Here is a 15,468-nt window from a genome sequence, read left to right on the forward strand (position 1 = left end):
TTTTTGGGTATAATTTATTTACCTTTTGGGTATTTTGGGTTTAAGCAGAATTGGAAATAAGGAAAGGGGAGGATGGTCTATGGTTTTACCCAGCAATTGGCAGGCGGCCAGAAAATTTGTAACCGAGAAGGCATTACAGGAGGCTTTCAAGTATATAGAGCGCAATCCTGAGGAGAATTTTCCTCGTCTCTTGAATGTGGCCCGCGTGATTGCCCGGAATAAAGCACACAAAGATCAAATTGATAAAGTTTTAGAAGCTTATCAGCAGAATCCGGCCATCCGGACCTATGTGAACCGCCTCTTTACCGAACTTCATCCCAATGTCAAGAAACGCATGGTCTACAATTGGTTTGTAAATGCTATGCTTTTAGGCATTCCCAGGCAGCAGCAGCTGGAAGAGGCAACAGGGATACACATTCCTAATTTCTTCCTTATTGATCCGACCAGCGCTTGTAATCTCCGGTGTTACGGCTGCTGGGCAGGTAAGTATGCCCAACATGATACCCTGGAGTTTGAACTGGTGGACCGCCTTTGCCGGGAAGCCAAAGAGCTGGGCATTTACTGGCTAGCCATGTCGGGCGGTGAGCCTTTCCTGTGGCCTCATCTTTTTGAACTGGCCGAGCGCCACCCCGATATGGCGTTTATGATATATACCAATGGTACACTGATCGATGATCGGGTAGCCGACCGCATTGTGGAAGTGGGTAATATTTCCCCAGCTATAAGCCTGGAAGGCTGGCGGGAGCGGACCGACGCCCGCCGGGGCCGCGGAGTCTTTGATAAGATCGTCGCTGCTATGGACCGCTTGCGGAAGCGGGGAGCTGTTTTCGGGGTTTCCATAACCCTAACCCGTCAAAATGTAGAAGAAGTTACCAGCGACGAGTTTATAGATTTCTTGATCGATCGCGGTGTAGCTTATGGGTGGACCTTCCACTATATACCCATCGGCCGGGATCCCGATCTCTCTTTAGTGATTACTCCAGAACAGCGGGCTTACCTGGCCGAACGCATCCCTTATATCCGCACTCACAAACCTATTCAGATTGCCGACTTCTGGAATGACGGCGAGCTCACTCTGGGCTGCATTGCTGGCGGCCGCCGCTATTTCCACATTACTGCTAGCGGAGCGGTAGAGCCCTGTGCCTTTGTTCACTTTGCGGTGGACAATATTAAAGAAAAGAACCTCAAAGAGGTCTTAACTTCTCCTTTGTTCCGAGCTTTCCAGCGGCGCCAGCCCTTCAGTGACAATCTCCTGCGGCCTTGCCCCATTATAGATGTGCCTGTGGCCTTACGGCAGATTGTAGGTGAAACCGGGGCCCAACCAACCCACCCGGGAGCCGAAACGGTTTTGAACGGCAGCATAGGGTCTTTCCTGGATGCTCATTCTGCCCGCTGGGCCCACGTGGCCGATGCCCTTTGGCGGCAGAGACACCCTGAAGTTGGGGAAAAGGAATTGACAGCGGGCAAATAGGCATGGTATGCTGAACTACGGGCAATTTCCCTAATCTTTGGGGGAGAGAAACCGTATGCTTACCCAGCGGCGCTTGCAATTCTTAAATAAAATAAAGAAGCTCTACCAGGAAACATCGGCACCGGTTCATTATGTTACGGTGGCGGAAACTCTCAAGGTCAGCAAGTGGACAGCTTATGATCTTTTAAGGGAACTGGAAAAGGAAGGGTTCTTACAGCGGGAGTATGTGGTTAACAGTTTAGAAAAGCTGCCGGGTCGCTCCATGATCATGTTCATACCCACCGATAAAGCTTACCAGATAGCAGAAAGTGAAGCGGGCTGGGTAAATAACTGGCATAGCGACTGGCAAGAGGTTAAGGAGAGGCTGTTAAAAATCTTTAATGGGCTCTCCCCCCATGAGGTTAAAGGAGTAGTACATGAGTTGCTCCAGGAGATGCAGGGCAAAGATCACCCCCTTATTTCCAGTGCTTATACCTTGACCGTTTTACTTATCTACCTTAAGGCCTTAGGGGAAAAAGCCCTTAACCTGATCCGTACCGCTTTGCAGCGGGTGGCCCGGCCGGAGATGGGTCTGGCGCTGGTGACGGGTACAGCGTTGGGACTGGCGGCTAATAATTCTCCCCAGCTTCCTTTTACTGCCCAATTAATGAGGTATATTCATTCCCTGCAGGAGCAAATTGAGCATTTCACCAACCGGGAAAAGAAGCTTTTAGCCGATTTCCTGCGCGAAGCCTTAAATCAGCCTTAAAAAGTAATTTCTTGAGCCTGGGATGGACGCCAAAACCCAGGCCTTTTTTGTTAAGGGCGGGCCGCGATTGGCTAATGTTTCTTTAGTAAGCTATGCTAAATTGCGATTATAATTTTAAAAGAATGCCAGAAACTAATAGGCAGGAGTCTCGGCAAAGGTGTCGAAAATGCTAAAACAAGAAATGCGTTCCTATCTGGGTATAACGGCTGGTTGCGGTTTGACGGGGTTGGGCCTCGTCCTTTTTTTGGTGCCCAACAAAATAGCTGCCGGCGGAGTGAGCGGCCTGGCGACAGTGCTCCATTATGTTTTAGGAGTGCCGGTAGGCCTAACTATGTTGGTCTTAAACATCCCCCTCTTTATAGCGGGACTTAAGTTTTTAGGTTTTCAGTTTGGCTTAAAAAGCCTTTATGGAACCCTGGTTCTTTCCCTTTTCACCGATGTTTTAAGCCTGGTGCTGCGCCCTCCCACTTTTGATCCTCTTTTAGCCTCCATCTACGGCGGCATTCTGACGGGAGTAGGGCTGGGTGTTGTCTTTCGCTTTGGCGGCAGCACCGGAGGTACGGACCTGGCAGCCCTCCTTTTCGGGCGGTTCCTTCCTATCAGTGCCGGAGTAGGCCTCCTTGTCGTTGATGCCCTGGTTATCACCCTGGCAGGGATAGTTTTTAATATGGAGATGGCCCTTTATGCTTTGTTGGCCCTTTTTCTTACCAGCCGGGCCATCGATACAGTTCAGGAAGGAGGTGGCTTTGCCAAGGCAGCGCTCATCATTTCCGACCATAGTGAAGAGATCGCCCAGCGCATCTTAACCGAACTGGATCGCGGGGCTACCGGAATCCAGGGTCGCGGCCTTTATACCAACCGGGAGCGGGAGTTACTTCTGGTGGTAGTTCAACGCTCTGAGGTATCCAGGCTGAAAAATTTGGTGGCCAGTATTGACCCGCGGGCTTTTGTCATAGTTAGTAATGTCCATGAAGTTTTGGGTGAGGGCTTTCGCGAATGGAGGGAAACTTAAATTGGAGTTATTAGAACATTTAAAGGGAAAGGCGCGCCTTATTCGTCAGGACATAATAAGGATGATAGGGGCTGCCGGCTCCGGCCATCCAGGCGGTTCCCTTTCGGGAGTGGAGATCGTTACCGCCTTGTATTTTCATTTGATGCGCCTGGAACCTCAAAATCCTAACTGGCCTGACCGGGACCGTTTCATCCTTTCTAAGGGCCACGCTGCCCCCCTGCTTTACGCAGCTCTGGCCCACAGGGGGTATTTTCCCCGGGAGGAACTTTTAACCCTAAGAAAGCTAGGCAGCCGCTTGCAGGGGCATCCCGACCGGAAGGCTCTGCCGGGGGTAGAGATGTCCACCGGTTCCCTAGGGCAGGGGTTGGCAGTAGCCAACGGAATGGCCTTGGCCGGCCGTTTAGACGGCCGCTCCTACCGGGTTTATGTTTTGTTGGGAGATGGGGAACTGGAAGAGGGTATGGTCTGGGAGGCGGCCATGGCCACCGCCCATTACAAACTAGATCAGGTTACGGCCTTTATCGACCACAATCGCCTCCAGATCGACGGCCCGATAACCGAGGTCATGTCGCCGGAGCTCATAGCTGATAAGTTCCGCGCCTTCGGCTGGGAGGTTTTGTCCATTGACGGTCACGATTTTCTCCAAATAATTCAGGCGGTGGAGCACGCCAAAAAAGTTAAGGGTAGGCCCACAGCTATTGTGGCGGAAACGGTAAAGGGTAAAGGGGTATCCTTCATGGAGAACCAGGTTAGCTGGCACGGTGTAGCTCCCAAGCCGGCAGAAGTGGAGCGAGCCTTGGCAGAGCTGGAAGGGGAGGAGCGTCATGAATAAAGTTGCTACCAGGGAGGCTTATGGACGGGCGCTGGTGGAGCTGGGTCGCCAGAATGACCGGGTAGTGGTCCTGGATGCCGACCTTTCCAAATCCACCAAAACCGAATACTTTGCACAAGAGTTTCCCCACCGCTTTTTTAATATGGGCATTGCCGAGCAAAGTCTGATGGGGACAGCCGCCGGGTTGGCTCTTTGCGACAAGATTCCCTTTGCCAGCACTTTTGCCGTTTTTGCTACCGGCCGGGCCTTTGACCAGGTGCGCAATTCCATTGCTTACCCCAAGCTTAACGTGAAGATTGCCGCCAGCCATGCCGGCATAACCGTAGGCGAGGACGGGGCCTCCCACCAGTCAGTGGAGGATATTGCTCTGATGCGGGCGTTACCTAATATGACCGTAATTGTTCCTGCTGATGCTACGGAGACCCGCCAGGCAGTGTTTGCTGCTGCCGCCCATGAAGGTCCCGTATATATACGCCTGGGCCGGATGAATGTTCCGGTACTTTATGGTGATGATTATCAGTTTGAGCTGGGGAAGGCGCACTGGTTTAAGCATGGCAGGGATGTCACCATTATTGCCTGCGGGTATATGGTAGCCTTAGCCCTTGAAGCCGCCAGGAATTTAGAGGCTGTAGGTTTGTCCGTAGGGGTGGTAAATATGAGCACTATCAAGCCCCTGGACGAGGAGACAGTCTTGGCTGCCGCCAGGGAAAGCAGGGCCATTGTTACAGCCGAAGAACACAGTATTATCGGGGGTTTAGGCAGCGCAGTGGCTGAAATTCTATCAGAGGCATTCCCTATACCCCTAAAACGGGTGGGCCTGCGCGATACCTTTGGGGAGTCAGGCAGCCCAGAGGAGCTTTTGGCGAAATATGGGTTAACAGTGGCAGACTTGGAAAAAGCTGTAAAAGAAGTGCTGGTACAAAAATAGAGCTATAAAGAGGAATTTTGCTTACAATGTCGAAAACAACCCTACGGGGTTGTTTCTTTTTGCTTTGGCTTTTGGAGGTAGAATGAGGGTTGATCCAGTTTTTTAACGTTACCAAGGTATACAACCAAAACATTTATGCCCTAAAAGATATTAATGTAAAAATAGACAAAGGTGAGTTTGTTTTTCTGGTTGGACCGAGTGGGGCAGGAAAAACTACCTTTATTCGCCTCCTCTTCCGGGAAGAGTTACCCACCAAAGGCCAAATTTTTGTGGCTGGCCGTAATATAACCCGTTTGCGTCCGCGGGAAGTTCCTCTCCTGCGCCGCAATATAGGCGTTGTTTTCCAAGATTTTCGCTTACTTCCGGATCGTACTGTTTATGAGAATGTAGCCTTTGCCCTGCAGGTGCTGGAAGTGCCCCCTAGGGAGATAAAGGCCAGAGTAGAACAGGTCTTGGCCCAAGTAGGGCTACTACAAAGGGCTCATCTCTTTCCTCACCAGCTTTCCGGAGGGGAACAGCAGAGAACGGCCATTGCGCGGGCTATCGTCAATAAACCGCGTATCCTGGTGGCCGATGAGCCTACAGGCAATTTAGATCCGGCTACTTCCCGGGAAATCATGGCTTTGCTTTTGGAGATTAATCGTCTGGGTACTACTGTTATCATGGCTACCCATGCTTGGGATATTGTAAACAGCATGAAAAAGCGGGTTATCGCTCTGAATAAGGGTTGTCTGGTGCGCGACGACAGGGAAGGAGTATACGGCTATGAAGCTTAGAACTATATGGTATTTCTTTCGGCAAGCTGGCCTTTCCCTGTGGCGCAATGCCTGGATGAGTCTGGCGGCGGCAACTAGTGTAGCAGTGACCTTATTCATCCTCGGCACCTTTGTCCTGCTAGTATTAAATATTAACTTTATAGCCCATACCTTGCAGTCCAGCGTGGAAATTGCTGCCTTCCTCCGGGTAGATACGCCCCGCTCTCAGGTGCAAACTTTGCAGCAGTCCCTCAAAATTTTGCCCGGCGTTACGGAAGTGGTGTTGGTAACCAAGGAGGAAGGCTTAAAAGCCTTGGCCCAGCAGTTCGGCAGTGAAGAAGAGCTCTTGCAAGCTACTGGTGGAGTAAATCCGTTGCCCGATTATTTCCGGATCAAAGTTCAAGATCCGGCCTATATAGCTGACGTAGCCCGGGCTATTGAAAATCTGCCGGGGGTAGAAAAGGTTAATTATGGACAAGCGGTGGTAGAAAAATTATTGGCGGTGGTCCGGTGGGTTCGCTATCTGGGAATCGGTATAGTGGGTTTACTGGGCCTGGGTTCTTTGCTGTTATTGATGATCACCATTCGCCTTGCAGTTTACTCCAGGCGCCGGGAAATTAACATCATGAAATATGTCGGAGCTACAGATTGGTTTATTCGTGGGCCCTTTTTATTAGAAGGTTTCTTTTTAGGCTTTTTGGGAGGCGGTTTGGCAGCAGGAGCTCTAGTGTGGGGATATTCTTTGCTAATCCAGAAAATTAGCTTGAATTTGGTCTTTGTTCCCTTCCTTAAAGATGAACTTATTTTGTGGTACAGCGCTGTGGGCTTGGTGGGGGGCGGAGCTCTAGTGGGCGCCATGGGTAGTCTTCTGGCCGTCCACCGGTTTTTAAAAGTATAGCCCAAGAATTGGCTACTTTTTAGTGAGGGGGAGGGTATGTTCTTGCATTTTCGTATAGCAGCAGGCCTGATAGCTCTGCTCTTTATCTTAAGCTTGTTCCCTGCTACCACCAACGGCTCCACCCTAGACGATCTACAGCGCCAGCAACAAGAGCTCCAGGACAGGATTAAGGAACAAAATGCCCTTCTTCAAAGCAAAGAAAGTGAGGGGCAGGAGCTTTTAGAGCAGCTGGAGAAGCTGGAGGAAGAGATAAGAGCTAAAGAGCAGGAGATTAGAAGGCTGGATAACGAGCTCCAAGCGGCCCAGGCCCGGGTAGCCGAAGCTGCTGCCGAGTTGGCACAAGCAGAAGCGGTACAGGAAAAGCGCATAAACATTTTCCGCCACCGCTTAAAGGAGATTTATGAAAAGGGCCAGGTCTCTTACCTGGAAGTATTGTTGCAATCTACCAGCTTCAGTGATTTCCTGGTGCGCTTGGAACTTTTAGGCAAAATCGCCGAAAATGATATGCGTTTGGTGGCCGAAATCAAAGCAGAACGGGATAGAATTGCTGCTCAGAAAGCAGCCCTGGAAGCGGAACGCGATCGCTTAGCCAAATTAAAACGTCAGGCCGATGGTGAGCGGGCGGTGCTGGCTTCCCGCCAGGCAGAAAAAAGACAGCTGTTGGCCCGGATAGAGGAGGAGAAAAAGCGCGTAGCCCAGGCTTTGGATGAACTGGAAGCGCTCTCCCGCCAGATTGCCGCCAAAATCCGTGCCATCCAAGCCCAAAACAGGCGACAATTAGGCCCGCGGGGAACAAGCCAGTTGCTGTGGCCCCTACCAGGATATACGAGTATTTCTTCTCCCTTTGGCTGGCGAATTCATCCCCTTTTAAGAACCCAGCGCTTCCATTCTGGCGTTGATATACCGGCACCTTCGGGAGTCGAGGTGATAGCTATTGAAGACGGTCAGGTTATCTCTACCGGCTATTTGGGGGGTTACGGTAACCATATTGTAATTGATCACGGAGGCGGCTTGTCTTCCATGTATGCCCACCTTTCTGGTATCCTGGTAAGGGAAGGCCAGGAGGTGAAAAGGGGGCAGGTAATTGGCCGGGTAGGTTCCACCGGCTGGAGCACTGGACCTCATCTGCATTTTGAAATATTATTGGGCGGTGAGCCCACTAATCCTTTACAGTATTACTAAACCCGAGAGTCCTTACATATAATGGACCATAAATATAAGCAATGCTATAAAGGCAGGCGGTGGCAAGTTTGGGAAGAAGTTGGCTTAAAATTGCTTACGGCTTCCTAATTTTTTGTGTGCTGGTAACTGTGGGTTTGGGAGCAGCGGTTGTCTTTCATTACCACAGAATAGAGCAAGCCCTTAGAGTTTACACCCTTATTCGCTTTCAAGCCTTAAACCCCGTGCCAGTAGATAAGTTGCTGGAGGGGGCCATCAAGGGTATGGTGGAAGCCCTTGATGACCCTTATTCTTCTTTTTTGCCTCCCAACGTATACCGGCGTTTGGAAGAACAGGTGCAGGGAAGTTATGGGGGAGTCGGGCTTCTTATTACCCTCGAGGAAAAGGAGAAGCGCCCGGTAGTAGTATCTCCCTTTAAAGGAACTCCGGCTCAGAAGGCCGGCATTAAAAGCGGAGATTATATCCTGGCCATTGATAATCGGGATACGGCCGGTATGGATCTGGAAACGGCAGCCAGCCTGATGCAGGGTGAACCGGGTACCAGGGTAGAATTAACAGTTTTAAGACCTGGAGAAACGGAACCCCGACGGTTTACCCTGGAGCGGGAAACTATTAAAATTCCTACAGTGGATGGTCAGATGCTGGCTGGATACCCGGGGATTGGCTATATTAGCCTCAGCATGTTTAATGAGCAAACAGGGCGGGATTTGGGCCGCTTGCTGGAAGAGATGCGCCAGCAGGGATTAAAGAGTTTGGTGTTAGATCTGCGCAATAACCCCGGAGGGTCCCTCCAGGCGGCAGTAGAAGTTGCTTCTTATTTTGTACCCAAAGGGCCGGTGGTCTACATTGTAGACCAGAAGAAAACAGAGGCCCTCCAGGCCAGCGGTAAGAATATCAAGATTCCCTTGGTAGTCTTGGTAAACAAGGGGAGCGCCAGCGCAGCCGAAATAGTAGCCGGTGCTATTCAAGATACAGGTTCCGGTGTTTTGGTAGGGGAGACTACCTTCGGCAAAGGAGTAGTACAGACCATCTTCCCCTTAAGGGGAGGGGCGGCGGTTAAGCTGACCACCCACAAATATCTGACACCTGCTAAAAAAGATATCGATAAATCGGGAATTACACCCGATTATCAGGTCAAACTCAACCCTCAGGTGGAACAGGAAGTTTTGGCTCACTCACCAGATGTGGAACGTGACACCCAGCTTAAAAAAGCGCTGGAAATTTTACAACAACAAATTTCCAGAAAGCAAGCAGCTTAAAGCTGAATAATAAACCATAAAATAAAGGTATTATTGATAGGGAGCAGGATGAAGAGTTGATACCTTTAAAGCAGATTATCCCCTTTATCCTTCAGGCTCAGCTAACTTTGATCTTGAGCCCCCTTTTTTGGCTACTGGTCCTCTTGGTGGGCTACCAGTACCGGCGCCTGGCCCGCTTCAAAGAAGAACTTTTTGGGGTGCGGGGGGAGCCGGTCTGGCAGCATACCTTGATGGCCACCTTCCACGGGGTGCTGGGGGGCCTGGGGGGCAGCTTTGTTATGGTTTTGGTCGGAGTTTCTCTGAGCAGTGTTGGTATAAACTATTTATGGGCCCTGGCCCTCCTGCTAATGCTTATTAGTCCCCGTTTCCTATGCTTTTCTTATGCCGGGGGTATCCTTTCCTTGGCTAACTTGCTCTGGGGTTGGCCGCAAGTGGATGTACCTCACCTGATGGGCCTGGTGGCCGTGTTGCACATGGTAGAAGCCGTACTTATTCGCATAAGCGGCCATTTAGGAGCTATTCCCGTCTATACCGAGCATCGGGGACAGGTGGTGGGAGCCTTTAATATGCAGAAATTTTGGCCCATCCCCATTGCTGCTCTGGCCCTGGTTTCGTTACCCCCCTGGCTTTCCCCGGGAACGGCGGTCCCTATGCCCGACTGGTGGCCTTTAATCCGGCCGGTAGCTATGCCGCAACCGGAACAGGCCCTCTTTGTGGTGTTGCCGGTGTTAGCAGGACTGGGTTACGGCGACCTAGCCATTACCTCCTCACCCGAACAAAAGAGTAAAGTCTCAGCCCGCAACTTAGCCCTCTATAGCCTGGTCTTGTTGTTCTTAGCTATTATAGCCTCCTATATCCGGCCGGTGACCTGGGTAGCAGCCCTTTTCGGGCCTTTAGGCCACGAGTATACCATATGGCTAGGGCGGCGGTTGGAAAAAGGAGGGCAACCCCTATACGTGCCGACGGACTTGGGGGCCAAAGTTCTAGATGTTCTCCGGAACAGCGCTGCGGAGAGACTAGGACTTAAAAGCGGCGACATTATTTTAGAAGTAAACGGAATCCTGGTGCGGGGTCGGGAAACTTTAGCCTTGGCCTTGGGTACCGGGGAGGGAAAGGTGGGGGTACGTTTTTACCGGCCGAACAGGGGAGAACAGGTGGCCAGTACTTATAAGGGTCCGGAAGAACCTTTGGGCACTATCCTGGTACCGGAACCCGGTGATAAACCTCAGGTAGAGCTTTTCACCCGCAGCTGGCTTTTACGCTGGTGGCGGCGGCCTAAGGGTTAATCCTCTTAAGGTTGCCGCCACTTGTTTTTGTGGTATAATACTAAGGCAAAGGGGGGGTGGCATGAATCGCTTTGTCTTAAAAGCGGATTTCGAACCCAAAGGTGACCAGCCCCAGGCCATAGCGGCTCTGGTGGAGGGGTTAAAAAAAGGTTATCGCCATCAGACGTTATTGGGAGCTACTGGCACGGGCAAGACTTATACCATGGCCCAGGTCATTCAGGCAGTGCAGCGCCCCACCCTAGTGTTGGCCCCCAATAAAACCCTGGCAGCCCAGCTTTGCGGGGAGTTTAAGGAGTTTTTCCCCCACAATGCGGTAGAATACTTTGTAAGCTATTACGATTATTATCAGCCGGAGGCCTACGTTCCTGAGACGGATACGTACATTGAAAAGGATAGCTCCATCAACGAGGAAATAGATAAACTGCGCCACGCAGCCACCGCTGCCCTCTTTGAACGGCGAGACGTCATTATTGTGGCCAGCGTTTCCTGTATTTACGGCCTGGGTTCTCCGGAAGACTACAGCAAGCTTATGCTTTCTTTGCGGGAAGGCCAGGAATACGACCGGGACGCCATTTTGCGCAAGCTGGTGGATATACAGTATACCCGCAATGACTACGAGCTGCGGCGGGGTACTTTTCGCGTGCATGGGGATGTAATAGAGGTATTCCCGGCCTCTTTTGATGCCAAAGCTATCCGCATTGAATTCTTTGGCGATGAAGTAGAACGTTTGCTAGAAATCGACACCCTAACCGGGGAAATCCTGGGACGGCGTTATCATGTAGCCATTTTCCCGGCCAGCCACTATGTGGTGGAACAGGCCAAGATGGAGCGGGCCTTGGCCAGTATAGAGGCTGAGCTGGAAGAACGCCTTAAAGAGCTAAGGGAGGCGGGGAAGCTGCTGGAAGCCCAACGCCTGGAGCAGCGCACTCGCTTTGACCTGGAAATGATGCGCGAAGTGGGCTTCTGTAAGGGTATTGAAAATTACTCCCGTCACCTTACAGGTCGGGCGCCGGGCGAGCCGCCATACACTTTGCTGGACTATTTTCCGCCCGACTTTCTGCTTTTTATAGATGAATCCCATATTGCAGTTCCGCAGATCGGCGGTATGTATGAAGGGGACTATTCCAGGAAAAAAACTTTAGTAGAATACGGATTTCGCCTTCCCTCGGCCCTGGACAACCGCCCTTTGACCTTTGAGGAATTTATGGCGCGGGTGAACCAGGTGATTTATGTTTCGGCCACTCCAGGGCCCTTTGAGCTGGAGCATTCCCAGCAGGTGGTGGAGCAAATTATCCGGCCTACCGGCCTGGTGGATCCGGAAGTTATAGTGCGGCCGGTGGCGGGACAGATGGACGACCTGTTGGGCGAGATTAGAAAAAGGGTGGCCAAAAACCAGCGGGTACTGGTCACCACCTTGACCAAGAGGATGGCGGAGGCCCTTACCGATTATTTACAGGAAATGGGGGTCAGGGTGCGCTACCTCCATTCGGACATCAATGCTATTGAGCGCATGGAAATCGTCCGCGACCTGCGCCTGGGAGTGTTTGATGTTCTGGTAGGCATTAATTTGCTCCGGGAAGGGCTGGACCTTCCGGAAGTATCCCTGGTAGCCATCCTGGACGCGGATAAAGAAGGCTTTTTAAGGTCAGAACGTTCGCTTATCCAGACCATCGGCCGGGCCGCCCGCAATGCCGAGGGGCAGGTTATTATGTACGCCGACACTATTACCGAATCCATGCGCCGGGCCATTGACGAAACCAACCGGCGCCGCAAGATCCAGATGGAATATAATCGCCAGCACGGCATAATACCCCAGACGGTAGTGAAACCTGTTCGGGATATTATAGAGGCTACCCGGGCAGCGGAAGAGCCGGCGGGCTACCGGGTAAAGCAGCAGCTCCATAAAGTCCCCAAGAAGATGAACCGTAAAGAGCTGCGCTCCCTTATCAGCCGGTTAGAAAAGGAAATGCGGGAAGCGGCCAAGAGGCTGGAATTTGAACGGGCTGCCGAGCTGCGGGATGCCATTCTGGAGTTGAAGCAGCAAGCGGGTTAAAAGGGATAAGGCACGTGGTGAGGACTCTGCTATGTCTAAGGAGAAGATAATAGTTAAAGGGGCCCGAGCCCACAATCTAAAGAATATAGATGTGGAAATCCCGCGGGACCGACTGGTGGTAATCACGGGGCTCTCGGGGTCGGGGAAATCCTCTCTGGCCTTTGATACTATTTATGCTGAGGGCCAGCGCCGCTATGTGGAATCTCTGTCAGCCTATGCCCGCCAGTTTTTGGGACAGATGAACAAGCCGGATGTAGACTATATAGAGGGCCTTTCTCCGGCTATTGCCATAGACCAAAAGACGGCCAGCCATAATCCCCGTTCGACAGTGGGCACTGTTACAGAGATTTATGATTACCTGCGCCTCCTTTTTGCCCGCATAGGCCGGGCTCATTGTCCCCAGTGCGGCCAGCCTATTGCTCCCCAGACGGTTTCCCAGATGGTGGATCGCTTGCTGACTTATCCTGAGGATACCAGGTTGCAGATTTTGGCGCCGGTAGTCCGCGGCCGGAAAGGCGAATACAAGAATCTCCTGGAAGAGATTCGCAAGAGCGGGTATGTCCGGGTGCGCATTGATGGGGAGCTGCGGGAGACCTCCGAGGAGATTAAGCTGGATAAAAATAAAAAACATACTATAGAAGTGGTGGTGGATCGCCTTAAAATCCGGCCAGGAATTGCCAGACGGTTGGCTGATTCGTTAGAGACAGCCCTGAAGCTGGCCGATGATGTGGCCCTGGTGGAAGTAGTTGGGCAGGAAGAACTGCTCTTTAGTGCTAAGTTTGCCTGTCCCGATTGCGGTATCAGCCTGCCGGAGATTGCGCCCCGGCTGTTTTCCTTTAATAGCCCTTACGGCGCCTGTCCGGCTTGCACAGGCTTAGGTACCAGCATGGAAGTGGACCCGGAGCTAGTAATTCCCGACCCTAATTTGACTTTGCGGGAAGGGGCCATCGCTCCTTGGAGCCGTGGGAATAATGGTTACCTGCAGATGCTGGAAGCCTTAGCTGATCGCTATGGCTTTAGCCTGGATGTGCCGGTGCGGGATTTAAAGCCCGAACACCTGCAGTTCATCCTTTACGGCACAGGGCGGGATAGGATTCGCTTCCATTATACTAACCGCTTTGGCGAGCGACGCAGCTATGAGGCGCCCTTTGAAGGGGTAATACCGAACCTGGAGCGACGTTACCAGGAGACCCAGTCGGAATGGTCGCGGGCGGAAATTGAGGAATTTATGAGCAAAAAACCCTGCCCGGTCTGCCAGGGGACCCGGCTTAGGCCTGAGGCCTTGGCGGTCAAGGTGGGGGGGAAGAATATCTATCAGGTAACCAATCTTTCGGTGGCCGAGGCCCAGGAATTTTTTACCAAGCTGGAATTGACAGAGCGGGAGCACATTATTGCCCGCCAGATCTTAAAGGAGATCCGGGCCCGCTTACAGTTTTTGATAGATGTGGGTCTTGATTACCTGACCTTGGACCGGCCGGCGTCTACTCTGTCGGGCGGTGAAGCCCAGCGCATCCGCCTGGCCACCCAGATCGGCTCCCAGTTGGTGGGTGTTCTTTATATTCTGGACGAGCCCAGCATAGGTTTACACCAGCGGGATAATGCCCGCCTTATAGCTACCTTGAAGCACCTGCGGGATCTAGGGAACACGGTTATTGTGGTGGAACATGACGAGGAAACTATACGCGAGGCCGACTACATTATCGATATTGGCCCCGGCGCTGGAGCCCAGGGTGGACAGGTGGTGGTGGCCGGGCCGGTGTCCGAAATTATGGCCTGCCCCCAGTCTCTGACGGGGCAGTATTTAAGCGGGCGACGGCGCATACCGGTGCCGGCTGCCAGGAGAAAACCCACCGATAAGTGGTTGGAAATTTTAGGGGCCAGCGAGCATAACCTTAAAGATATAGATGTCCGCTTCCCCTTGGGGACGTTTATTTGCGTTACCGGGGTTTCCGGTTCGGGCAAGAGCACCCTGGTCAATGAAATTCTTTACGCGGCCCTGGCCCAGAAGCTGAATGGAGCGCGGACGACACCCGGCCGCTTCCGGGAGCTAAGAGGGATAGAGCACTTGGATAAGGTTATTGCAGTAGACCAGTCCCCCATTGGCCGCACGCCCCGTTCCAACCCGGCGACCTATACCGGGGCCATGGACGACATCCGCAGTTTATTTGCTGCTACGCCGGAGGCCCGGGCGAGGGGGTATAAGCCGGGACGTTTCAGCTTTAACGTTAAGGGAGGGCGCTGCGAAGCCTGTAGCGGCGATGGCATCATTAAGATTGAGATGCATTTCTTACCGGATGTTTACGTTCCCTGTGAAGTATGCAAAGGAAAACGCTATAACCGGGAAACCCTGGAGGTCAAGTACAAAGGCAAGTCCATTGCCGATGTCCTGGATATGACTGTGGATGAGGCTGTGGAGTTCTTTTCTGCCATTCCCAGGCTGCACAGGCGCCTGGTCACCCTCCAGGATGTAGGGCTGGGGTACATTAAACTGGGCCAGCCGGCCACCACCCTTTCGGGCGGCGAGGCCCAGCGGGTTAAGCTGGCTACGGAACTGGCCCGCCGGAGCAACGGGCGTACCATGTATATCTTGGACGAGCCCACCACGGGGCTGCATATGGCCGATGTCCACCGCCTGCTGGACGTGTTACACCGGCTGGTGGATGTCGGCAACACGGTAGTGGTTATAGAGCATAACCTGGATGTGATTAAGTCGGCCGATTATATTATTGACCTGGGGCCGGAAGGGGGGGACCGCGGCGGCCAGGTGGTGGCTACCGGAACGCCGGAGGAAGTTTGCCAGGTGGCTGCTTCCTACACCGGCCAGTATCTGAAGCCAGTGTTGGAAAGGGACCGAGCTGCAAAGGCGGAGGTGCGTTATGCCGGTTAGGCCGCCAGAGCCTGCCTCTGAGTTATCCCCAGTTTTTGCTGGGGAAGCCTGCTTTGGCTTGAAAGCGAGCGAGCAAGCCTTCGCGGCTAGCCAAACTTGAGCTTCGGCCGAAAGCACAAGCCGCCCGAGGCCTTAAGAGGCCTAAGGCCGGCAACTGAGG

General features: G+C 52.4%; 12 protein-coding genes. All 12 read left to right on the forward strand.

What is annotated here, in order from left to right; genetic code table 11:
• Nucleotides 1-79: 79 nt before the first annotated feature.
• The 12 genes from AC1BI1_RS05245 to uvrA all read left to right on the forward strand — a co-directional run bounded on the left by AC1BI1_RS05245 (nucleotide 80) and on the right by uvrA (nucleotide 15,308).
• Nucleotides 80-1,471 carry a radical SAM protein gene (locus AC1BI1_RS05245; RefSeq protein WP_476716232.1) on the forward strand — a complete coding sequence of 464 codons (1,392 nt, stop codon included), beginning with the start codon at nucleotides 80-82 and terminating at the stop codon, nucleotides 1,469-1,471.
• A 55-nt stretch (nucleotides 1,472-1,526) separates the two neighbouring features.
• On the forward strand, nucleotides 1,527-2,219 hold the full coding sequence (locus AC1BI1_RS05250; protein WP_476716233.1) for a LexA family transcriptional regulator: 693 nt from the start codon (nucleotides 1,527-1,529) through the stop codon (nucleotides 2,217-2,219).
• Nucleotides 2,220-2,385: 166 nt separating this feature from the next.
• A complete protein-coding gene (locus AC1BI1_RS05255) occupies nucleotides 2,386-3,231 on the forward strand; it encodes a YitT family protein (RefSeq protein ID WP_476716318.1) in 846 nt (281 codons plus the stop codon).
• Nucleotides 3,188-4,063 (forward strand): transketolase, encoded by an 876-nt coding sequence (locus AC1BI1_RS05260; RefSeq protein WP_476716234.1) that lies wholly within the window; start codon nucleotides 3,188-3,190, stop codon nucleotides 4,061-4,063. Before AC1BI1_RS05255 ends, AC1BI1_RS05260 begins: the two co-directional genes overlap by 44 nt.
• A complete protein-coding gene (locus AC1BI1_RS05265) occupies nucleotides 4,056-4,991 on the forward strand; it encodes a transketolase family protein (RefSeq protein ID WP_476716235.1) in 936 nt (311 codons plus the stop codon). Before AC1BI1_RS05260 ends, AC1BI1_RS05265 begins: the two co-directional genes overlap by 8 nt.
• Before the next feature lie 89 nt (nucleotides 4,992-5,080).
• Nucleotides 5,081-5,767, forward strand: a complete 687-nt coding sequence (gene ftsE / locus AC1BI1_RS05270) for a cell division ATP-binding protein FtsE (RefSeq protein WP_476716236.1) — start codon at nucleotides 5,081-5,083, stop codon at nucleotides 5,765-5,767.
• Entirely contained in the window at nucleotides 5,757-6,644 is an 888-nt protein-coding gene (ftsX, locus tag AC1BI1_RS05275) for a permease-like cell division protein FtsX (protein ID WP_476716237.1), read from the forward strand. Before ftsE ends, ftsX begins: the two co-directional genes overlap by 11 nt.
• 42 nt (nucleotides 6,645-6,686) lie before the next feature.
• Nucleotides 6,687-7,826: a murein hydrolase activator EnvC family protein gene (locus AC1BI1_RS05280; RefSeq protein ID WP_476716238.1), complete on the forward strand. Its 1,140-nt coding sequence runs from the start codon at nucleotides 6,687-6,689 to the stop codon at nucleotides 7,824-7,826.
• A 68-nt stretch (nucleotides 7,827-7,894) separates the two neighbouring features.
• Nucleotides 7,895-9,082 (forward strand): S41 family peptidase, encoded by a 1,188-nt coding sequence (locus tag AC1BI1_RS05285; RefSeq protein WP_476716239.1) that lies wholly within the window; start codon nucleotides 7,895-7,897, stop codon nucleotides 9,080-9,082.
• A 56-nt stretch (nucleotides 9,083-9,138) separates the two neighbouring features.
• Entirely contained in the window at nucleotides 9,139-10,368 is a 1,230-nt protein-coding gene (locus AC1BI1_RS05290) for a PDZ domain-containing protein (protein WP_476716240.1), read from the forward strand.
• 61 nt (nucleotides 10,369-10,429) lie between these two features.
• Nucleotides 10,430-12,421 (forward strand): excinuclease ABC subunit UvrB, encoded by a 1,992-nt coding sequence (uvrB, locus tag AC1BI1_RS05295; RefSeq protein ID WP_476716241.1) that lies wholly within the window; start codon nucleotides 10,430-10,432, stop codon nucleotides 12,419-12,421.
• A gap of 31 nt (nucleotides 12,422-12,452) precedes the next feature.
• On the forward strand, nucleotides 12,453-15,308 hold the full coding sequence (uvrA, locus tag AC1BI1_RS05300; protein ID WP_476716242.1) for an excinuclease ABC subunit UvrA: 2,856 nt from the start codon (nucleotides 12,453-12,455) through the stop codon (nucleotides 15,306-15,308).
• Nucleotides 15,309-15,468: the final 160 nt, after the last annotated feature.

The sequence above is a fragment of the Thermanaeromonas sp. DSM 22490 genome (genome assembly GCF_056378755.1).

Bases quoted from the DNA above. Each gene is read 5' to 3' on its own strand.
- uvrA (WP_476716242.1), top strand. From the start codon at position 12,453: ATGTCTAAGGAGAAGATAATAGTTAAAGGGGCCCGAGCCCACAATCTA.
- AC1BI1_RS05245 (WP_476716232.1), top strand. From the start codon at position 80: ATGGTTTTACCCAGCAATTGGCAGGCGGCCAGAAAATTTGTAACCGAG.
- uvrB (WP_476716241.1), top strand. From the start codon at position 10,430: ATGAATCGCTTTGTCTTAAAAGCGGATTTCGAACCCAAAGGTGACCAG.
- AC1BI1_RS05250 (WP_476716233.1), top strand. From the start codon at position 1,527: ATGCTTACCCAGCGGCGCTTGCAATTCTTAAATAAAATAAAGAAGCTC.
- ftsX (WP_476716237.1), top strand. From the start codon at position 5,757: ATGAAGCTTAGAACTATATGGTATTTCTTTCGGCAAGCTGGCCTTTCC.
- AC1BI1_RS05260 (WP_476716234.1), top strand. From the start codon at position 3,188: ATGAAGTTTTGGGTGAGGGCTTTCGCGAATGGAGGGAAACTTAAATTG.
- AC1BI1_RS05255 (WP_476716318.1), top strand. From the start codon at position 2,386: ATGCTAAAACAAGAAATGCGTTCCTATCTGGGTATAACGGCTGGTTGC.
- AC1BI1_RS05265 (WP_476716235.1), top strand. From the start codon at position 4,056: ATGAATAAAGTTGCTACCAGGGAGGCTTATGGACGGGCGCTGGTGGAG.